16 protein-coding genes are annotated in these 21,035 nt (G+C 60.2%); 9 read left to right on the top strand and 7 right to left on the bottom strand.

Features of this window, described 5'->3' with window-relative positions:
- Positions 1–68 precede the first annotated feature (68 nt).
- The 8 genes from gnd (at position 69) to BDD14_RS04255 (ending at position 12,523) form a co-directional block, all read left to right on the top strand.
- Complete coding sequence (gene gnd / locus BDD14_RS04290; RefSeq protein ID WP_130417715.1) at positions 69–1,091, top strand: phosphogluconate dehydrogenase (NAD(+)-dependent, decarboxylating); 1,023 nt, start codon at positions 69–71, stop codon at positions 1,089–1,091.
- Between the two features lie 25 nt (positions 1,092–1,116).
- On the top strand, positions 1,117–2,529 hold the full coding sequence (gene zwf, locus BDD14_RS04285; RefSeq protein ID WP_130417714.1) for a glucose-6-phosphate dehydrogenase: 1,413 nt from the start codon (positions 1,117–1,119) through the stop codon (positions 2,527–2,529).
- A 223-nt stretch (positions 2,530–2,752) separates the two neighbouring features.
- A complete protein-coding gene (locus BDD14_RS04280; protein WP_242617730.1) occupies positions 2,753–3,397 on the top strand; it encodes a (2Fe-2S)-binding protein in 645 nt (214 codons plus the stop codon).
- Between the two features lie 15 nt (positions 3,398–3,412).
- Positions 3,413–4,417, top strand: coding sequence for an FAD binding domain-containing protein (locus BDD14_RS04275; RefSeq protein ID WP_130417712.1), 1,005 nt, complete (start codon positions 3,413–3,415; stop codon positions 4,415–4,417).
- An 11-nt stretch (positions 4,418–4,428) separates the two neighbouring features.
- Positions 4,429–6,678, top strand: coding sequence for a xanthine dehydrogenase family protein molybdopterin-binding subunit (locus tag BDD14_RS04270; RefSeq protein WP_130417711.1), 2,250 nt, complete (start codon positions 4,429–4,431; stop codon positions 6,676–6,678).
- A 294-nt stretch (positions 6,679–6,972) separates the two neighbouring features.
- The gene (carA, locus tag BDD14_RS04265) at positions 6,973–8,106 is read left to right on the top strand and encodes a glutamine-hydrolyzing carbamoyl-phosphate synthase small subunit (protein WP_130417710.1); all 1,134 of its coding nucleotides are present in this window, start codon (positions 6,973–6,975) and stop codon (positions 8,104–8,106) included.
- A 90-nt stretch (positions 8,107–8,196) separates the two neighbouring features.
- The gene (gene carB / locus BDD14_RS04260; RefSeq protein WP_130417709.1) at positions 8,197–11,490 is read left to right on the top strand and encodes a carbamoyl-phosphate synthase large subunit; all 3,294 of its coding nucleotides are present in this window, start codon (positions 8,197–8,199) and stop codon (positions 11,488–11,490) included.
- Complete coding sequence (locus tag BDD14_RS04255) at positions 11,480–12,523, top strand: dihydrodipicolinate synthase family protein (protein ID WP_130417708.1); 1,044 nt, start codon at positions 11,480–11,482, stop codon at positions 12,521–12,523. Before carB ends, BDD14_RS04255 begins: the two co-directional genes overlap by 11 nt.
- Before the next feature lie 837 nt (positions 12,524–13,360).
- Here the strand turns inward: BDD14_RS04255 and BDD14_RS04250 are convergent.
- The 7 genes from BDD14_RS04250 to BDD14_RS04220 form a co-directional block, all read right to left on the bottom strand.
- The gene (locus BDD14_RS04250; protein WP_242617729.1) at positions 13,361–14,356 is read right to left on the bottom strand and encodes a tetratricopeptide repeat protein; all 996 of its coding nucleotides are present in this window, start codon (positions 14,354–14,356) and stop codon (positions 13,361–13,363) included.
- Between the two features lie 115 nt (positions 14,357–14,471).
- Complete coding sequence (locus BDD14_RS04245; RefSeq protein WP_130417707.1) at positions 14,472–15,233, bottom strand: OmpA family protein; 762 nt, start codon at positions 15,231–15,233, stop codon at positions 14,472–14,474.
- A 99-nt stretch (positions 15,234–15,332) separates the two neighbouring features.
- On the bottom strand, positions 15,333–16,688 hold the full coding sequence (locus tag BDD14_RS04240; RefSeq protein ID WP_242617728.1) for a translocation protein TolB: 1,356 nt from the start codon (positions 16,686–16,688) through the stop codon (positions 15,333–15,335).
- A gap of 109 nt (positions 16,689–16,797) precedes the next feature.
- On the bottom strand, positions 16,798–17,502 hold the full coding sequence (locus tag BDD14_RS04235; protein WP_165419923.1) for a ThuA domain-containing protein: 705 nt from the start codon (positions 17,500–17,502) through the stop codon (positions 16,798–16,800).
- A 92-nt stretch (positions 17,503–17,594) separates the two neighbouring features.
- A complete protein-coding gene (tolA, locus tag BDD14_RS04230) occupies positions 17,595–18,386 on the bottom strand; it encodes a cell envelope integrity protein TolA (RefSeq protein WP_130417704.1) in 792 nt (263 codons plus the stop codon).
- 26 nt (positions 18,387–18,412) lie between these two features.
- Positions 18,413–18,829, bottom strand: a complete 417-nt coding sequence (locus BDD14_RS04225; protein ID WP_130417703.1) for an ExbD/TolR family protein — start codon at positions 18,827–18,829, stop codon at positions 18,413–18,415.
- A 2-nt stretch (positions 18,830–18,831) separates the two neighbouring features.
- On the bottom strand, positions 18,832–19,635 hold the full coding sequence (locus BDD14_RS04220; RefSeq protein ID WP_130417702.1) for a MotA/TolQ/ExbB proton channel family protein: 804 nt from the start codon (positions 19,633–19,635) through the stop codon (positions 18,832–18,834).
- A gap of 181 nt (positions 19,636–19,816) precedes the next feature.
- On the opposite strand from BDD14_RS04220, the gene BDD14_RS04215 reads away from it, so the two are divergent.
- Positions 19,817–20,971 carry a two-component system sensor histidine kinase NtrB gene (locus BDD14_RS04215; protein ID WP_165419922.1) on the top strand — a complete coding sequence of 385 codons (1,155 nt, stop codon included), beginning with the start codon at positions 19,817–19,819 and terminating at the stop codon, positions 20,969–20,971.
- Positions 20,972–21,035 lie beyond the last annotated feature (64 nt).

Raw genomic sequence — 21,035 nt, 5'->3', positions numbered from 1 at the left:
TTTTGCTGTAACTGATCGGGATATCCGCCGGTCAAACTTAGCGGACGCTCAAAATAAAGGAGAAACCGATGCAGCTTGGCATGGTAGGTCTTGGAAGAATGGGTGCGAACATGGTTCGCAGGCTGGCTGCACACGGACATGAATGTGTCGTCTACGATCGTTCCGCTGATGCCGTTGCTGAGCTCGCAAAGGTGAAGGGCGTTACCGGCGCTTCCTCTGCCGAAGATCTTGTGAGCAAACTCACTCCGCCTCGTCCCATCTGGCTGATGATTCCCGCCGGGGTCGTCGATCACTCTCTGGCCGAGTTTGTCCCTCACCTCAAGTCCAACGACATCCTCATCGATGGCGGCAACTCCTACTACATCGACGACATCCGCCGTTCCAAAGACCTGTCTCCCAAAGGCATCCATTATGTCGATGTCGGCACAAGCGGTGGAGTCTGGGGCCTCGAGCGTGGCTACTGCATGATGATCGGTGGTGAGAATGAGGTCGTCCAGCACCTCGATCCCATCTTTCAAGCCATCGCTCCCGGTCCCGGCGACGTTCCCCGTACACCTGGTTTCGACAATATAGGTGGCACCGCCGAGCAGGGTTATCTCCACTGCGGAGCCAACGGCGCTGGCCACTTCGTCAAGATGGTGCACAACGGAATCGAGTACGGCATGATGGCTGCCTACGCAGAAGGGCTCGGCGTTCTCAAGGGAGCCAACATCGGCAAGCACACCGAAGAGATCGACGCCGAGACCACGCCACTGCGCGATCCTGAGCACTACCAGTACGACTTCAATCTTCCTGCAGTCACCGAAGTCTGGCGTCGCGGTTCCGTCATCGCCTCCTGGCTGCTCGACCTCACCGCCTCCGCGCTGGCCGAAGACCCCCAGCTCTCAAAATTCAGCGGACGCGTCTCCGACTCCGGGGAAGGACGCTGGACGGTCAAGGCGGGCATCGACGAAGGTGTTCCGATTCCCGTCCTCACTACGGCTCTCTACGAGCGTTTCAGCTCTCGCGGTCTCGCCGGCTTCTCCGATAAGCTTCTCTCCGCCATGCGCTACGAGTTCGGCGGCCATCTCGAGAAGCCGGCCACCAAGTAACCCCTAAGCTACAAGGAGAGATTCTTTGAGCACGCAAGCTCCCACTGTCCAGCCCGCCGTTCCCTCCGATGCACTCGTCTTCTTCGGCGCCACCGGAGATCTCGCCTACAAGAAGATCTTTCCCGCCCTGCAGGCGATGACCAAACGAGGACACCTCAACGTACCGGTCATAGGAGTCGCCAAGGCAGGCTGGAATCTCGATCAGCTCAAGGCGCGCGCGCAGGATTCGCTTGAGAAACACGGCGGTGTCGACCACGACGCTTGGCAGAAACTCTCCTCGCTGCTCCGTTATGTCGATGGTGATTATGAGGATCCGGCAACCTTCGCTGCCGTCCGCAAGGAATTGGGCGCGGCCCGGCATCCTGCGCACTACCTCGCCATTCCGCCCTCTCTCTTCGAGAAAGTAGTCGAGCAACTCGTCAGCTCCGGCTGCTCCAGCGGTGGCCGCATGATCGTCGAGAAGCCCTTCGGTCACGATCTCGCATCCGCACAGGAACTGAACCGCGTGCTGCTCTCGGCGTTCCCCGAGTCCGCCATCTTCCGCATCGACCACTACCTCGCCAAGGGACCCGTGCACAACATGGTCTCCTTCCGATTCTCCAACGCTTTCCTTGAGCCTCTCTGGCATCGCGACTACATCGAAAGCGTGCAAATCACCATGGCCGAGAACTTCGGCATCCAGGGCCGCGGGGCCTTCTACGATCAGAATGGCGCTATCCGCGACGTTATCGAAAACCACATCTTTCAGGTCATGTGCAATCTCGCCATGGAGTGTCCCGCGCGCCGTGATAGCGAATCCATCCGCGACGAGAAGGTAAAGGTCCTCAAAGCCATCCCTCCCATTGAGCCCTGCAATCTCGTCCGAGGTCAGTTCATCGGCTATGACGATGAGAAGGGCGTTGCGCCAGACTCCACCGTCGAGACCTACGCCGCCATGCGCCTCGAGATCAAATCCTGGCGGTGGGATGACGTCCCCTTCTACATCCGCGCAGGAAAGAATCTGCCCACCACCTGCACCGAAGTCATCGCGCGGCTCCGGCGCCCTCCGCAGACGCATCTTACCGATCCCGGTCCGCAGAACTACATGCGCTTCCGCATCATGCCCGAAATGACCATCGCCCTCGCTGTCTCGATAACTGCGGGAGACGAAAACAGCCCGCGCCTGCCGGTCGAACTCGAAGCCTGCCGTCATCCACGTCCCGAAGAGATGGAAGCCTACGAACGCGTCCTCACGGATGCAATGGCTGGCGACGCGACCCTCTTCGCGCGCCAGGATTATGTCGAAGAGGCCTGGCGGATCGTCGATCCGATCCTCAAAGCGGCTACGCCAGTCTATCCCTATGCTCCCGATACATGGGGACCCACCGATGTTCCCCTCCAGGTACAAGCCAACGTCACTCCTCCGGGTGGTTGGCAGATTCCAGCATCCGATTCGTAGCAGCACACATCTAACCGTTTGTTGCGTCACGAATTACTAGCTACGTCTCTCCATGTGAGCTCGAGGATCAGGGCCCACGCCAACACGTTCACGTTGTTGCAGCGTCGTTGCCGCACGCATTGCATGTGGCCGACGCTGCTTTTGCATGCCTCGCGATGACATTTCAACAGTCAAGCATATAATCGTTATCCCCGCAGGATCCACGTATAGGAGGATGCCAATCGTGGCAATCGACGAAAAACAGGATAAGGACACCGCAACATCCCTTGGCAGGCTTACACGCCGCTCCTTCCTCTCGCGGATGGGTGCTGCCGGAGTCGCAACCGCAGCCGCCCCGCTCGCTGCAGCGACTGCGACGGCAGAGCCCGCAGCACAGACCGCAACCGCCGCGCCGGCGATCCCCGGAACCATTCCCGTGACCCTCAAGGTCAATGGAGAATCGCACGCTGTCCAGATCGATCCCCGCGCCACACTCCTCGACACGCTGCGCGAGACCCTCCATCTCACCGGTACCAAGAAGGGCTGCGATCACGGACAGTGCGGAGCCTGTACCGTGCACCTCGATGGTCGTCGCGTCAATAGCTGCCTGACCTTCGCCGCTATGCATCAGAACTCGGAGATCACGACCATCGAAGGACTCGGCACCCCCGAGCATCTTCATCCCATGCAGGCTGCCTTCGTTGCTCACGACGGTTTCCAGTGCGGCTACTGCACCTCCGGTCAGATCATGTCCGCTTCCGCCATGGTCAAGGAGCCCTGGGGGCCTGCCGACACAGACGTGAAAGAAGGCATGAGTGGCAACATCTGCCGCTGCGGAGCCTACCCCAACATCGTCGCTGCCGTGCAATCGGTCCGTCGATCTGCGTAGAAAAGGAATAGAGCGATGGAACTCTTTGAACTCGTTACCCCCCGAACCGTTCCTGAGGCCGTCAAGGCTCAGGCCCGTTCGAACACGGCACAAAATCGTGCCGACGTCCGCTTCATCGCCGGAGGCACCAATCTCGTCGACTACATGAAGCTCAATGTCGAGACGCCCAGGCAACTCATCGACATCAACTCTCTCCCTCTCACCCAGATCGAGTCCACGCCCGATGGCGGAATGAAGATCGGCGCGCTCGCACGCAACTCCGATGTCGCCAATCATGCTGCCGTCAAGGCCCAATCCGCTGTACTCTCCGAGGCACTGCTCGCTGGAGCCTCGCCGCAGCTTCGCAACATGGCCACGACCGCAGGCAATCTTCTTCAGAAGACACGCTGCGTCTACTACCGCGACACCACCACTGCCTGCAACAAGCGCGAGCCCGGTTCGGGTTGCTCCGCCATTGGCGGATACAACCGCATGCTCGCCATCCTCGGCACCAGCGAGCACTGCATCGCCTCCAACCCCTCCGATCAGAACGTCGCCCTCACCGCACTCGAGGCAACGATTCATATTGAAGGCTCCAAGGGTCCTCGTGCTATTCCCATCGCCGACTTTTACCTCCTCCCTGGAACAACGCCTCAGAACGAGACGGTTCTGGAGCCCGGCGACCTCATCACCCATGTCACGATTCCCGCACTGCCCGCAGGGGCAAAGAGTTACTATCTCAAGCTGCGCGACCGTGCCTCCTACGAGTTCGCGCTGGCCTCTGCCGCCATCGTCATGAAACAGTCCGGCGGCAAGGTCGACTTCATCCGTGTCGCGATGGGCGGTGTAGGAACCCGTCCCTGGCGCTCCCTCGAGGCGGAAAAGTCACTGCACGGCAAAACCGCCACACCCGCAAACTTCCGTGCCGCCGCAGAGGCTGCCTTGCACGGCGCAAAGCCTCAGAGCCAGAACGGTTTCAAGGTCGAGCTGGCAAAGCGGTGTCTCGTTCACGCGATGGCCCAGGCGAGCCAGAACGCCTAAGGATAAGGACTATGGATCAGATTAAGGAATCGAAGGTGATTGGCGTCGCAACGCCTCGCGTTGATGGCCCACTCAAGGTTTCGGGTTCGGCGATGTATGCCTCCGACCACCACTTTCCGGGCATGGTCTACGCGTGGCCGGTGTGCGCGACCATCTCCAGCGGAACCCTCACGGGGCTCGACACTGCTACAGCAGAGAAGATGCCCGGCGTCATCGCCATCTATCATCGCCAAAACATCGGCAAGCTCTACCGCACGCCACCGAGTGCCGGCTTCACGATGATCGTCGACGAGAAGCGTCCTCCCTTTGAGGACGACACCATCCGCTACCACGGCCAGTACGTCGCGGTAGCCGTCGCACAGACGGTGGAGCAGGCTCGTGCCGCCGCCGAATGCGTGAAGACCACCTACAACAAGCAGACACACAATGTAGATGGAAAGCTTCTGAACAGCGCGCTCACCTCACCGAAGCCCGAGGAGAAGAGCAAGCGCGGCGATACGGCTGCAGCGCTCAAAGACGCGAAGTTCAAGGTCAACGAGGTCTACACCATGCCGGTGGAGACTCATAACCCCATCGAGCTTCACGCCTCGGTCGCGGTTTATGACGGCGATAAGTTCACCCTCTACGAGACCTCGCAGGCCGTCGTGAACCATCGTGACGTGATGGCTGCGATGCTCGGCGTTCCACCGGAGAAGGTTCAGGTCATCACCCGCTTCCTAGGCTCCGGCTTCGGTGGCAAGCTCTGGCCCTGGCCCCACGGCCTGCTCGCAGCCGCATGTGCGCGCAACCTCAAGCGGCCGGTCAAGCTCGTCGTCAGCCGCCAGATGATGTTCCAGAGCGTCGGTCACCGTCCTGCCATCGATCAGCGCATCCAGCTTGCAGCTACACCTGACGGCAAGCTCACCGCAGTCCAGCAGGACTACGTCAACCACACCTCCATCCTCGACGACTACGACGAGGGCTGCGGCGAGATCACGCCCTTCATTTACAGCACACCCAATCTGCTCGTCACCGGTGGTCTTGCCCGCCGCAACGTCGGCAACCCCACCGCCATGCGTGGCCCTGGAGCCGTCCCCGGACTCTACGCTCTCGAATCCGCCATGGATGAGCTCGCGATTCAGCTCAAGATGGATCCCGTCGAACTCCGCATCAAAAATGAGCCCACGATGGATGAGAGCCTTGGGATTCCATTCTCCTCTCGTCACCTCAAAGAATGCCTCACCACCGGCGCGGAGAAGTTCGGCTGGTCGCGCCGTACCCCCGGCATCGGCTCCATGAAGCAGGATGGACTCACCCTCGGCTGGGGAGTCGCCGCGTGCTCCTGGATCGCCGCTCGCATTGAGACCGAGGCCTCCGTCGAGCTACGCCAGGACGGTACCGCTCGCATCGCCTGCGGGACTCAGGACATTGGCGGCGGAACCTACACCGTCATGGCCCAGGTCGTTAGCCACGAGACCGGACTTCCTCTCAACAAGATCGATGTGGTCCTCGGGGATTCGTCCCTTCCTCCCGGTCCAATCTCGGGTGGTTCCTGGGTTACCGCTTCCATGACCCCATCCGTCCTTGAAGCTGCACAGAAGGCATCGAAGTCTCTCCTCCAGGTGGCGACCACCTCCGAGGGATCCCCCTTCAAAGGCAAAAAGCAGGATGAGCTCGAGCTGGCCGACGGCATGGTCCGCATCAAGGGGCAGGCTCAGGGAGCTGTACCCATGGGCGAGATCCTCCGCGCTGCGAAGATCAATGCCGTCTCCGGTACGGGCAAATCCGATGGAACTCTCGGCGGTAAGCCGAAGTTCTCCTTCCACTCCTACGGAGCGCAGTTTGCCGAGGTTACCTGGCAGCCCGAGATCGCCCGTCTCCGCGTCAGCCGCGTCGTCACCGTCATCGATGCCGGTCGCATCCTCAACCCGCCCCCAGCCCGCAACCAGATCGAAGGCGCGGTCATGATGGGTGTCGGCATGGCCCTCTTCGAGGAGACGATGTACGATCCCCGCACGGGTGCCCCGATCAACAACAACCTTGCCGACTATGTCGTCGCGGTGAACGCCGACACTCCCAACATCGACGTCACCTTCCTCGACTACCCGGACTACAACCTCAACGCGCTCGGCGCCCGCGGCGTAGGCGAGATCGGCCTTGCAGGCATCGCTGCCGCGATCACCGGTGCCGTTCATCATGCAACCGGCGTGCGCGTGCGCAATCTCCCCATCCGCATCGAAGACCTGCTCGATCCCGTGAGCAAAACAACCCACGTCGCTTAATTGGATTGGAACGCAACCTGCGTTCCAATCCACAGCACACCCCTTGACGCACCCGATAAAATAAATTCAGAAGACAGAAAGGCCCGGAGCAACATTCCGGGCCCTCCTTTTTTGCCGCGAAGACTACCGCGAGCGATCGAGGTCCGGACCTATCTCTCTTTGTTCGAAGATTTTGCGCAATTAACGCCGGGTGGGGATGCACCTGTTGAAACCGCAACCAGGCGCCGCGGCATGGCCGAGCAGAGCACCCGAGGAAGCTGTTAGAATCTATTAAATCCACTCCTCGGAGAGGCAATGCAAGCAATCTTGGCGCTCGAAGACGGGCGCATCTTTCGCGGCAAAAGTTTTGGCGCACGGGCGGAGTGCTCCGGCGAAGTGGTCTTCAATACATCCCTGACCGGCTATCAGGAGATCTTTACCGATCCCTCCTACGCGGGGCAGATCGTCGTCCTTACCAATCCACACATCGGCAACTACGGAACCACACCGCACGATGCCGAATCGAAGAAGCCTTACATCGAAGGCCTCGTCACCCGCGAGTTCTCGCCGGTCAGCTCCAACTGGCGCTCGACCCAGGTCGCTGACGAGTACCTCGAACGCTATGGCGTTCCTGTCATCGCCGAGGTAGACACCCGCGCGATCGTCCGCCACCTCCGTGCCAATGGAGTGATGCGCGGCGTCATCGCCAGCGGCGACAACCTCGACGCGGAAGCCCTCGTCGCCAAGGCCCGCTCCATCCCCAGGATGGAAGGCACCGATCTGGCCAGCGTTGTCACTACAAAGGAACCGTACAAGTGGGACGCGACCGAGCCCAAGAACCAGACCGGCGATCCGCTTCTGAAGCCGTCTGCGGATGGTGACGCCCTCCACGTCGTCGCCTACGACTTCGGCATCAAGGAAAACATCCTGCGCATGCTCGCGCGCGAGAACATCAACGTCACCGTCGTCCCGGCAAAAACACCTGCCGACGAAGTCCTGGCGATGAATCCCGACGGCATCTTCTTCTCCAACGGCCCTGGCGACCCGGAGCCACTCGACTACGCCATCAAGAACGTGCAGAAGCTGCAGGGCAAGAAGCCCATGTTTGGAATCTGCCTCGGCCACCAGATCTTCGGCCTCGCCCTCGGCGGCAAGACCTACAAGCTGAAGTTCGGTCATCACGGCGGCAACCATCCGATCATGAATCATCAGACCGGTAAGGTTGAGATCACCGCCCAGAATCACAACTTCAACGTCGACCCGGACTCGCTGCCCGATAACGTCGAGAAGACTCACACCAACCTCAACGACCAGACGCTCGCCGGGCTGAAACACAAGACCGATCCAATGTTCAGCGTCCAGTACCATCCCGAGGCCAGTCCAGGTCCTCACGACTCCCACTACCTCTTCAAAGACTTCCGCAAGATGATGGAAGAGTGGAAGAAGTAGCAATCTTGATCTCGGGCATTACAACAAAGGGCGCAGATTGAAGCGCCCTTTGAAACGCCAGCAGGTTTCAGCAACAAGAAAGACGTAGAGATGCCACGCAGAAATGACATCGCGAAGATCCTTGTGATCGGCTCCGGGCCGATCGTGATTGGCCAGTCGGCGGAGTTCGACTACTCCGGCACACAGGCGTGCAAGGCGCTCAAGGCCGAAGGTTATGAAGTTGTCCTGATCAACTCGAATCCGGCCTCGATCATGACCGATCCCGAGGTCGCCGACCGCACGTACATCGAGCCGCTCAACGTCGCCTATCTTGAAGAGATCATCCGAATTGAAGTGGAGATGATGTCGGCAGGCTCGGGGAAGTTCGCCGTGCTTCCCACCGTTGGCGGACAGACGGCCCTGAATCTTGCAGTCGACCTCGCCGACTCGGGCTTTCTCGAGAAGTACGGCGTCGAGTTGATCGGCGCGAAGCTTGAGGCAATCAAGAAAGCCGAGGATCGTCTCCTGTTCAAGGATGCGATGAATAAGATCGGCCTCGATATGCCGAAGTCGCAGCTTGTAAACACCGTGAGCGCAGGACTCGAGTTCGCTGCAAAGATCGGTTTTCCCGCTGTTATCCGTCCGAGTTTCACGCTCGGCGGCTCCGGCGGAGGTATCGCCTACAACCGCGAAGAGATGACCGAGATCCTCTCGCGCGGTCTCGACCTCAGCCCAGTGCACGAGTGCCTGATTGAGGAAAGCGTGCTTGGATGGAAGGAGTACGAGCTTGAGGTGGTGCGCGACCTCAAGGACAACGTCATCATCATCTGCTCGATCGAAAACTTCGATCCGATGGGAGTTCATACCGGTGACTCGATTACGGTTGCACCCGCGCAGACCCTGACCGACCGCGAGTATCAGGTGATGCGTGACGCGGCGATCCGCGTGATTCGCGAGATCGGTGTGGAGACCGGCGGAAGCAATGTGCAGTTCGCCGTCAACCCGATCACGGGTCGCATGACTGTAATCGAGATGAACCCGCGCGTCTCACGTTCCAGCGCTCTGGCCTCGAAGGCTACCGGCTTTCCAATTGCGAAGATCGCGGCACGGCTCGCCGTCGGGTACACACTCGATGAGATCCAGAACGACATCACCAAGGCAACGCCTGCCTGCTTCGAGCCCACCATCGACTACGTCGTGGTGAAGATTCCAAAATGGCAGTTTGAAAAATTCCCTGGCGCCGACGAGACTCTGGGGCCGCAGATGAAATCGGTCGGCGAAGTGATGGCGATTGGACGCACCTTCAAGGAAGCGATGATGAAGGCTGTGCGTTCGCTCGAAACCGGCAAAAAAGCCTCGGCCGACGACATCGAGCCGCGCCGCTTGACGCAGCGTCTGGTTACTCCGCATCCCGAGCGCCTCGCTTACATCCGCTACGCCTTCGAGAAGGGTATGACCATCCGCGAGGTCGCGCGCGCGACAACGATGGACCCCTGGTTCCTGCATCAGATCAAGCAGATCACCGATGAGATCAGGGCCATCGGGGGAGTCGGCATCGATGAAGTAACAGCCGATCAGCTTCGCACCGCCAAGCGAATGGGTATCTCGGACGAACGGCTTGCTGCCGTCTGGGGCTTGACTGGCGCGGAAGGCACTGCGAAGGTACGTGCGTTGCGCAAGAAACTCGGCGTCCAGCCGGTCTATAAGCTCGTCGATACCTGTGCCGCGGAGTTCGAAAGCTTTACGCCTTATCTCTACAGCTGCTACGACGAGGAGGACGAGGCTGCGCCGACGTCGAAGAAGAAGATTCTCATTCTTGGCAGCGGGCCAAATCGAATCGGGCAGGGAATCGAGTTCGATTACTGTTGCTGCCACGCCGCGTTCGCTCTGCGCGAAGACGGCTACGAGACCATCATGGTCAACTGCAACCCGGAGACTGTCTCGACCGACTACGATACCAGCGACCGGCTCTACTTCGAGCCGTTGACGCTTGAGGACGTGCTTGCAGTCTATGAACATGAGGCATCGTCCGGTGCCGAGATCGGAATGATCGTACAGTTCGGAGGGCAGACGCCGTTGAACCTGTCGCTTCCGCTCAAGAAGGCGGGTGTGCCGATCATCGGAACGTCGCCGGAATCCATCGACCTGGCAGAGGATCGCAAGCGCTTCGGCAAGCTGATTGAAGAGTTGGAGATTCCGCAGCCGCAGGGCGCGATGGCGACCAACGTGGAAGAGGCGGTTGCAGGTGCAAATCGTGTAGGCTACCCCGTGCTGGTGCGCCCCTCCTACGTTCTGGGCGGACGGGCGATGGTCATCGCGTATGACGATGCCGCAGTGGTCCGCTACATGACGACTGCAATCGAATACTCGCAGGAACGTCCGGTGCTGATCGATCATTTCCTTGAGGACGCGACCGAGGTCGATGTCGATGCTCTATGCGATGGCGATGACGTGGTAATTGCAGGCATCATGGAGCACATCGAAGAGGCCGGCATTCACTCCGGAGATTCTTCCTGCGTGCTTCCAGCCGTCGATATTGCTCCCGAAGTTCTGAATACGATTCGCGATTACACACGCAAACTTGCCATGTCGCTCGAGGTTCGCGGTCTCGTCAATATTCAGTTTGCGATCCAGCGCGGCACGGTCTTCGTGATCGAGGTGAATCCTCGGGCGTCGCGCACGGTTCCGTATGTCTCCAAGGCGACTGGAATTCCGCTGGCGAAGATTGCTTCGCGGATCATGGTAGGGCAAAAGCTCAAGCAGCTTCTGCCGGAGCAGGTCGTGTCTGGAAAGGACCTTGGAACAGGTTCGCACTTCTTCGTCAAATCTCCTGTCTTTCCATGGGGCAAGTTCCAGGGCGTCGATCCGGTGCTGGGACCGGAGATGCGTTCGACCGGTGAGGTCATGGGAGTTGCGGACAACTTCGGCGAAGCGTTTGCCAAGGCTCAGATCGCCGCAGGACAGCAGCTTCCAATGAAGGGAACAGTCTTTCTTAGCGTGAATGATCACGACAAGAAAGGAGCAGTGCCACTCGCTCGGCAGTTCGTCGAGATGGGCTTCCACCTTGTGGCTACGCATGGAACCGCGGAAGTGCTTGAGGCTGCCGGGCTGCAGCCAGAGCGTGTTTATAAGGTCAAAGAGGGCAGGCCCAACGTTGTGGACCTGATCAAAGGCGATCGGATTCAGTTGATCGTCAACACTCCACGCGGGCAGGACACGTTCTTCGACGAGAAGGCAATTCGTCGAGCGGCGGTGCAGGCTCGAATTCCTACGATCACCACTCTGGCCGCAGCGCGCGCTGCTGCGGAGGGAATCTCGGCTTTGCAGCGCGGAACGCTGAGTGTCTTCAGTCTGCAGGAACTGCACGCTGGCCGGTTGAGAAAGGACTATATCAGTGCTACTTGAAGGCCTTCATCTTCCGCTGACCACACCCTTCTATCCCGATGGCCGGCTGAATCTTCGTAAGATCGAGCACAATGTGGACCGCTACTCGAGGACACCGGCGGCCGGTCTGGTCGTTCTCAGTGAGACCGGCGAGGCGGCGATGCTCTCGGACGCTGAGAGGCGCGAGGCGCTCCAGACCGCGATGGGTGCTGCTGGCGAGACCAAGGTGATGATTGCGGGCGTCTCACGCGGAAGCGTGGCGGGAACGCTGGAACTGGCGGAGTTCGCCGCGACTGTTGGATACGATGCGATTCTGGTGAACCGTCCGGCGTTTCTGAGGGAGGAGCAGCATCGCGAGACCCTGACCTTCTTTCAGGCGATCGCCGATCGCTCGCCTGTGCCGGTGATCCTGTACTCCGTCGCGTCCGCTCCGCTTTCGGTTGAGACAATCGCCGAGCTTGCGGCGCATCCGGGCGTGATTGGATTGGCGGATGAGGATGCTTCCGGCGGACGGATCGAGAGGATACGCGAGCGGACCTCCTCGGTCCGGCGGGACGTTACGGTGACGACGGTCTTTGCCGCGGTCACCGGGCGCATGCTGGCGGTGAAGGAGGCCGCCGGCGGGGCGACGTTTGTTTCGGCTGAGAGCCTGGGTGGCGGCGCGGCGTTGGCGACGGCTCCTCCTAAGCCTGCGATCAAGACTCGGTCGAAGACGGTCAGCTTCCAGGTTGTCTGCGCCAGCTCGGCTGGGATGCTCGCAGGCTTGCGTTCCGGGGCTGTGGGGGCCATGCCGGGGTTTGCGGCTTCGGCTCCTCAGGCGTGCTATGAGGTTTATGCAGCCTGGAAGGATGAGGACCAGCCTCTGGCCGAAGAGAAGCAGGCACGGATTGCGCCGGCGATCGCGAAGGTCGAGTTGGAGCTGGGCGTGCCGGGAGTTCGCTTCGGCTGCGATCTGAACGGATACTTCGGCGGCCGTCCTCGGCTTCCGCTGCTGCCGCTGACCGAGACTCAGCGAAGTGACGTCGAGAGGGTGATGGCAGGCATACGGAACTGACCCTCCCCCATACTGATATGTTGCAAAATCTTCCAAAGATTAGACTTAGCCTGGTACTTCGGTACAGGTCTGAGTCTGCGGTATGGTTCTGGAAGTCTTTTTCTTCTTGCTTTATGTTTTAAGGCTAACAGCAGGGGCGAAACTGATCGGCAATTTTATGTTCCTGAATCATCGGCATTTAGGGGCGATATGGCCTTGACAGGTTTTTCTGGTTTTGCACTCGGCAGGCATTCCGCAAAAAATACTTAGATTCTTCGCTTCGCTCAGAATGACGGTTTTGGAAGATGTTTTGGCGGTTGGAGGAGAAAACGAATGGTGTTTATCTGTGGGAGGAGGAACGCAGATCCCTCCACTCCGCTTCGCTCCGGTCGGGATGACACCTCATGGGGGTGATATCGCACTGATCGGGATGAGACCTCATGGCGTGGCATCGCACTGGTGGGGAGGACATCTCACGGGGTTACACCGCACTGATCGGGATGATGCCTCATGGGGTGGCACCGTACTGGTCGGAATGACATCACGGGGATGAGACCTCACTTTGGCAGCTTCAGTTTTTCCGTCTTCCTCTCTTTCTTCCTTCTTCATACTTCCCCTCCTAGTGAACAGCCTGACTACAAGGAGCATTTTGTCAGCTACGGGCAGGGTAACGCCCGTAGACAGCCTGTCTACATGTCTACAGGTCCATGCAAACCATGGGGAGGCCTGCAAACCGTGGGCCGCCAACTGCTAGAGTGCATAGGCAGCGGGGATCAGCAGGAGTGCTGGAACCGGAATAGGCTGGGAAAGGTTTGGTATTGCAGAAGATAAAAGGGGAAGGGTGTTGCGAGAGTAGATCTAACGCTTGGGGACGACGGTGACACCCATGCCGCTCAGCTTGCTGCGGGCCTGCATGGCTTCGGGAGAGTTTGGAAAACGCTGGATGAGGGCGCGAAGCTCTCGAATGCCGGCGTCGTTCTGCTTAAGGGCGATCAATGCCTGGCCCTTATGGAGGTGGGAGACGGGAACCTTGTTGCTGTCGGCGTACTGCTCGATGACGCGGTCGTATTCCTTGATGGCGTCCTGGTAGCGGCTGGCGCGATAGGCGATCTCGCCCTGGTAGAAGGAGGCATTTCCGGCCAGGGGATGGTCGGGATAGGACTTGACTACGTCGGCAAACTCAGAAGAGGCGAGCTGATATTTTGCTCCCATGTAATCGCCGAGGGCGGTCTTGTAGAGATCGTCAACTGGCGGTGCGGCTGGTGCGGCGGTTGCGGTGGGAGACTCGGGTGCCGGCGCCGCCTCTGACAGGGGCGTGCCGGCTGAGGGCTTTCCCCTGCGAACCGGCGCGGGGCTCGTGACGGGCGGCGGCGTATTGGCAGGCGGGGCGGCGTTGTCAGCGGGGATTCCGCCGGTCGCGGGAGGCATGTTCGAGTTCATCTGCTGCTGCTGGCTCTGGATGTCCTGGGTGAGCTTTTCAAGGCGGGCGAACCGGGCCTTTACCTCATCGAGGGAATCATTGAGCGACTGGATCTGGCCAGAGACCTGGTCAAGCTTCGAGTCCTGCGCCTGCTGGCGGGTTTGGAGCTGCTTCTGCAGACCGTCGATGTTGACGGACATGCGGTTGACCGAGTCCGCGCTCTGCTGGACGAGATCCTTCATGACGCCCATACGCTCGTCATTGGACTGCTGGAGACGGGCTATGGCGTCCTGAAGCTGCTGGACCTGGGTCTGAAGCTGCACGATCTCCTTGCTTACGGCGAAGGCAGGAGCGGTTGGAAGGAGAAGGGACGCCCCGAGGACGGCGCAGGCCATCGAGACCGAACGTCTGAAGATGGGGATAGGGATGTTCATGGCGGCTTTTGTGCCTCGTATTTCTTTGTTTCAGCGTGCCGATGATTTAGACCCTCGCGCTGCCTGAAAGCGAGCGGCAGACGCGAGGGCCGTAGGTTGTGCGACCTTGCCTTGATTAGCGATCGAGCGAGAACTGGGCCCGGCGATTCTGCTGCCAGCAGCTCTCGTTCTGCTCGGTGCAGAACTGCTTCTCTTTGCCGTAGCTGATGACGCGGACGCGCGATGCGGCTACGCCGGCGTTGACCAGCGCGGTCTTGGCTGCATTGGCGCGGTTTTCGCCGAGAGCCAGATTGTACTCAGCCGATCCGCGCTCGTCGCAGTAACCGCCGATGACGATCTTGATGGCGGGGTGCGAGTTGAGGTAGGAGGCAGCGGTCTGCGACGAGCCCTGTGCGTCGGGGCGGAGATCGTAGCTGTCGTAGTCAAAGAAGATGTCTTTGACGTTCTGGTGGAATGCCGCCTCGGAGCCCATGTCGCCACTGTCGGAGGGCGCGGAGGGCGCCTGGGGAACTCGGACGGTTACGCGGACGTTCGAGTCGGCGGTGCCACCGTCACCCTTGGCGGTGAGATGGAAATCGGTCGAGGTAGAGGGCGAGACGGTCTGGGTGCCGTTGACGGGGACCTCGCCGATGCCGTCGATGGTGACGGAGGTGGCGTTGGTGGTACGCCAGTTCAGCACAACGGACTGGCCGACATCGATGGCAACTGGATCGGCCGTAAGGGTGGCAGTAGGCGCGGGGGAAGATGTCGGCATGGGGCCGAGCGAAGCGGGGTTAACCGCCTTATCTTTCTTATGGCAGCCAGTGACTGTGCAAAGGGCGGCCACAATAGCAGCCATAACCAGAGCCTTGCGGTAATTTGCGGGCGATACGTTCATTGGAGGGTTCTCCTGCTCTTTCTTTTTCTCAACCAGATGGAACTAAGGTTTCAGGTTATCTGCGAGGAGTGGAACTTCTCGCAGGGGAGAGTTGCATAACTACTTCCAGCTCCAGTTTGGCATGTCGGCTCCTGCGCCGGTCAGGTTACGGCGACCGGTGCCGTCGGCCAGCACGCTGACGATTCGTGTGCTGGAGGCACGACCGTCAGGTGAGTTGGCGAAGACAAGGTGGCGGCCATCGGGAGACCACGAGGGGAAGTCGCAACGGCCAATTTCATGGGTGACCTGAATCCAGCGCTTGGTGGCGACCTCCATCACGTAGATGTCCTGCCCGCCGGGCGCTCCGGGGCCGTACTTGCGATCCCAGGCGAAGGCGAGGAACTGGCCATTGGGCGACCACGAGGGCGAGGTGGCATAACCGCCGTCGGTCATGCGCGTGACGGCCGAGCCGTCGGCATCCATGACGTAGAGCTGGGGCAGATGGGTGCGTCCGCTGACCCATGCGATCTGCGATCCGGTCTTGGGGTTGAAGACGGGCGAGACGTCGGGTCCGCGGAAGCTGGTGACCCGGCGCACGGATCCGCCGTTGGAGTCGGTGATATAGATCTCAGGATCGCTGGTACGCGAGGAAGAGAAGGCGATGTCGTGCCCGTTGGGAGACCATGCGGGTGAGAGGTTGGTTCCGCCGGCGGATGGGAAGTTGACCATTCGGTTGAGCAGAAGCGAGTACATGCGGATCTGGAAGCCATCGCGACCGAGCGAAGAGAAGGCTATGCGGCTGTTGTCGGGCGCGACGCGAGGCGAGATGGAGACGGTGCCCAGATGGGTGATCTCGTGCTGATTGGCGCCGTCGTAGTCCATTGCCCAGATCTCTTTATTTCCGCCGGCAAACTTGACGTAGTAGATCTTGGTCTCGGCGATGCCGGGGACGCCGCCGCCGAGGCGGAAGATGATCTCGTCGGCGAAGCGATGGGCGACCTGGCGGGCCATCTCATCGTTGGCCTCTTCGTTGTACTGCTTGGAGAGGACTTGAGGGAACTGGGTGTTCTTCGCGTCGAAGAGAAAGCCGTTGACGGTGATGAGGCCGCCGGAGGTTCCGAAGGCTCCGAAGGCGATCATGGCAGCGTTGGCGGGTGCGACGGACCATTGGGCGAGGTTGATCTCGCCGGGCGCTCCCGGGGAGGCCTGCGGCAGAAGACTCTTCGATACGACGTCGAAGATGCCGGCGTTGGTCAGATCGTTGAAGAGTGTGGTGTCGAAGGTCTGCTTGAGAGGTGTGGTCTGCGCGTCGGCGGCGACGGGTTTGAAGTCGGCGACCGCGATGCGGATGTTGGAGACGCCGGCGGAGGTTTCGGTCTTAAACCAGTCCTGGGCATGCAAAGTCTCCGAGGGGAGGGAGAGCAGAGCGAAGGCTATGAGGAGGAGCCCGGCGGGACGCAGAAGAAGTTGTGACAAAGGTCGAGCCTGACGATAGATCATCTCTTTTATCGTAGACGCAAAGAGGGCGGACAGGGTTATTTTTGATGTGCGAAACGCGAACCAATCTTTATACAGCCATGAGTTTCTATCGTTTAGCGTCGCCCTGTTTCTTGTGGATGGACCAGAGGATACTGCGCCGGATGAGGTTGTAAAGGATCGGATTCTCGTAATCCTCTTTGCGGTGGCCGAGGGCAAGGTAGACCTCGCGGCTGCTATCGAAGGTCTGGAACCAGGCGAGGGGCAAGGGATTTGGGTAGCTGTTCGGCTCGGTGCGCATCTTTTCGAGGCCAGCGAGTTTGGTTCGATCGGTGGTCAGGAAAGGGTGGATACCAGGGCTGAGGTGATCGGTGAAGTAGCACTCATCGGTCCAGGAGAAGTCGGTTGCCAAACCTCGTGTGGCCGGAAAAGCAGGGTCGGCTACGTGAATCGTGAAGGTTTGCAGACGAGGGTGCTCCGTAAATTTTCCGCCTACAACCTGCCAGTAGTAGGGCCACGCTCGCTCTGAGCCTGAGGCCGAATGGATGGCGACGAAGCTGTGGTGGGATTGGATGTAACGCTTGAACGCCGCACGCTGGTCATCGGTGGTGAAGGCTTCGTTATTGCTGTTGGCGAAGATGAGGGCGGCGTATTGGCGCAGATTGGCATCGGTGAATACGTCGGACGAGTCGGAAGAGTCAACGCTGAAGTGGCTCTCAGCTCCCATCTTTTTGATGGCTTCGACGCTGGTGGCGATGTTGTCGTGGACGTAGCCCTTGCCGTCAGGGGTGTAGTTGCGGGTGTACACGAGCACTTTAGTTTCCGCGTGGAGAACGGCCGCGGACAGGCTCAGGACGAGCAGAGAAGAGGCAATTCGGGGAAAGATGGACACGGACGATTATGCCGTCAGGGCTGGGTGTAATGGAAGGTGTATTCGACGGTGATGTGGTCTCCGGCGGGAAGGGGACCGAAGCCTTCGACTCGCTGCACGGCACGCAGGGCCGACTGGTCCAGGGAGGGAGAACCGCTGCGTGTCTCGAGGCGTGGGTTGGATGGAGCTCCGGAGCGGTCGATATCAAACAGGACAGTTACGCTTTTGCCGACGGAGGCACGAGGATCGGCCTCCTGGGTGTACCAGTTCTGCGCGACGGTGCGGTTGACGATGTTGACGTAGTAGGCGAAGCGGCTGCCGAAGGCACGGTCCTGCACCATGGCGGAGGCGGTGCCGTTTTTGAGCTCGAGGGTGGCCTGCGGGATGCGGATGCCCGCAGTCTCGCCGGTAGCGGCCTTGTTGGGCTGGGGCGGCGTGGGCTGCGGATGCTTGGGAGGCGCAGGCGTGGGCTTCTCGGCGACCTTGGGCGGCTTCGCCTTCTCCGGAATCGTCACTTCGTGGGGCTCGGGCGGAGGCTCGGTCTTTTCCGGTGCGATGAGGGGCGCAGGACTGGGATTTTCGGAGGTGAGGACGCCGGTGTCGAGCTCACGCTGCTTGGGGGGCAAAGGAAGCGCGGCGACCATCGTGGCCTGGATCGCGCCTGCGGTTGAGGCATTTTCTCCCCAGTTATGACCGCGATTGTGGAAGTAGGCGAGTCCACCGATGAGAGCGGCAACGGCAAGATGGAGCACGAGCGAGCCGACGAAATTTTTGCGCAGGTTGTCGTCTGCAAGTTGCTCGTCGGGATTCCAGGTGAGATCTGCCATGTCTTCTTCGGTCAGGTTTTATGGTGCTACTTATTTTCGATGGGTCGAGTGACGATGCTGATGTTGGTGATGCCGGCCAGCTTGACTGCGTCCATGACGGAGGCAAAGGCTCCGAAGGGGACACGCTCGTCGGCGCGAAGATAGATGACGCGCTTGGCCGGGTCACCTTTGCCGGTGGTGCGCAGGCGCGCGGGAAGCTCGTTGACGTTGACGGGCTTGTCCTGCAGGAAGACATTCTGCTCGCGGTCGATCGTGACGACCATGCGGTCTTCGGTGACCTGGCTGACGGTACGGGTCTTCGGGATGGCGACGTCGATGCCGGACTGCAGGACGGGCGCGGTGAGCATGAAGATGAGCAGGAGCACGAGGACGACGTCGACGAGCGGCGTGATGTTGATCTCGGCGAGTGCGGTCTGGGTGCGTCCCTTTGCGCTGAATGCCATGGCTAAAAGGCCCTCCTGCGGGGCAGCTCTTCGGCGGCATAGGTCGGGGTCGGGGGCTGGGGCGGCTGCGTCGGCGTGACCATGGCTGCGTTCTCGATAGCGTTGAGAAGCTCGCGACCGAAGTCGTCCATGCGCGCACCCTGTTCACGGAGGCGAGCGGTGAGCTGGTTGTATCCGATGACGGCGGGGACAGCGACGACGAGGCCGGCGGCGGTGGTGATGAGGGCCTCAGAGATTCCGGGGGCTACGGCGCGGAGAGTGGCGGCGCCTGCGGTGCCGAGTCCGTGGAAGGCATCGATGATTCCCCAGACGGTTCCGAAGAGACCGATGAAGGGTGCGATGGCGGCGATCGTGGCAAGCCAGGTCATGCGCGACTCCATGAGGGTGAGGGATTCGCTGGACGCGGTTGCGGCGGCGCGTTCGAGCGCGATGGGGTTGCGTGGGAGCCCGCGGCCACCGTTCTGACGCTGGTACTCGTCGTGGATCTCGTTGAAGACGGAGACGAGCGGGCTGGGCCGGAACTGTTCGGCGACAGTGGCGACTTCGCTGAGACGGCTGGACTTGCGGAAGGCGCGGAGGAACCGCTTGCTCTGCTTGTCGGCGCGGCCCAGACCCGACCATTTGGAGAGCATGATGGTCCAGGAGAAGATGCTAGCCAGCAGAAGGAGAACGAGCACGGCGAAAGCGACCGGTCCGCTGTTGTGGATCATCTCGGCAATTGCGCTGGAGCTGGCTGTGTTGGCCGGAGGAACGGAGGCGGCGTCTTCCTGAAGGAAGTGAAGGGCGAGGGCTAGGGTCCAGACCATAGTTATTTGTCCACCAGAAAGTAGTGTAAATCGTTGGACGCGGCGTAAACAGGCAAGGGCAGCATACAGTCAGATACATGACGGGTACGAGAGGCATGGAAGGCTTGTTCGCCCGCGAGGTGGATCGGGAGAGGAGTAGGATACTTTGACTCAGCAAGATTGGGCCTCGAGGATTCCCTTTGTGAGTGAAAGCTCGGAGAAGACGGGCGGACTACCGGTTTGCGTGGACGTGCGCGCGCCGGAAGATGAAGTGCATTTCCAGCAGATTGCCAACTCGGCGCCGGTCCTGATCTGGCTGTCCGGAACCGATGCTCAGTACACCTGGTTCAATAAGCCATGGCTGGAGTTTCGCGGGTGCACCCTGGAGCAGGAGTTTGGAAAGGGGTGGATGGCCGGCGTCCATCCCGACGATCTCGATCGCTGTCTGAAGGTTTATGCGGAACACTTCGAGACGCAGGAGCCGTTCCAGATGGAATACCGCCTGCGGCGCAGGGACGGTGTCTATCGCTGGGTTCTCGATCATGGCTTACCGAGATTCGGGGCATCGGAGGAGTTCCTGGGCTTCATCGGATCGTGCACCGATATCACAGAGATGAAGATGGCCGAGATCGCATTGCGCGAATCGGAGAAACTCGCGATTGTGGGGAGGCTTGCATCCTCGATCGCGCATGAGATCAATAATCCGCTTGAAGCGGTCACGAATCTTTTGTATCTGGCCGCGCAATCGGCGGATGAGGCGACGAGGGCCAACATTGAGGCCGCGCAGCAGGAGTTGATGCGAGTCTCCCACATCACAGCCCAGACGCTGCAGTTCCGCAGGCAGAGAAGCTCTCCTGAATCCGTCAATATCGTGGATCTGCTGCATTCGGTCCTATCCCTGTACCGGGGGAGATTCACTCAGGCGAGCATTGCGGTAGAGAGCGAAGAGGTCGATGCACCGCACCTGATCTGTTATGCGGGAGAGATCCGGCAACTGCTTGCCAACCTGATTGGGAATGCGCTGGATGCGATGCCGATGGGAGGGAAGCTGCGCATCCGGGTTCGTACGGCGCGCGATTGGCGGGACGGCAGCCGTGGAGTGCGGATTACGCTGGCGGACAACGGGTACGGAATGGACGCGGAGACCAGGCAGCACATCTACGACCCGTTCTTTACGACGAAAGAGGTTACCGGGACTGGCCTTGGACTCTGGGTGAGCGCAGGCATCGCCGAGAAACACCATGGAAGCATCAGTGTGCGGAGCAGCAAAAGGCCCGGCGAGTCTGGCACCGTGTTCTCGGTGATCTTTCCTTACCGCGGCGCATTGTCCGATAAAGATCCGGTTCGGCGATCCTAGGCTGAGGTTGTGCCGGGTGTTTTGTGGGACGAGCTTCGGTCGTTTCTCCTGGGATGAAGCGGAT

The sequence above is a fragment of the Edaphobacter modestus genome (assembly GCF_004217555.1).
In the GTDB taxonomy this organism is placed as follows: domain Bacteria; phylum Acidobacteriota; class Terriglobia; order Terriglobales; family Acidobacteriaceae; genus Edaphobacter; species Edaphobacter modestus.
The sequence above is the reverse complement of the archived record's forward strand: the minus strand, read 5'-3'. Positions and strand labels throughout refer to the sequence as shown.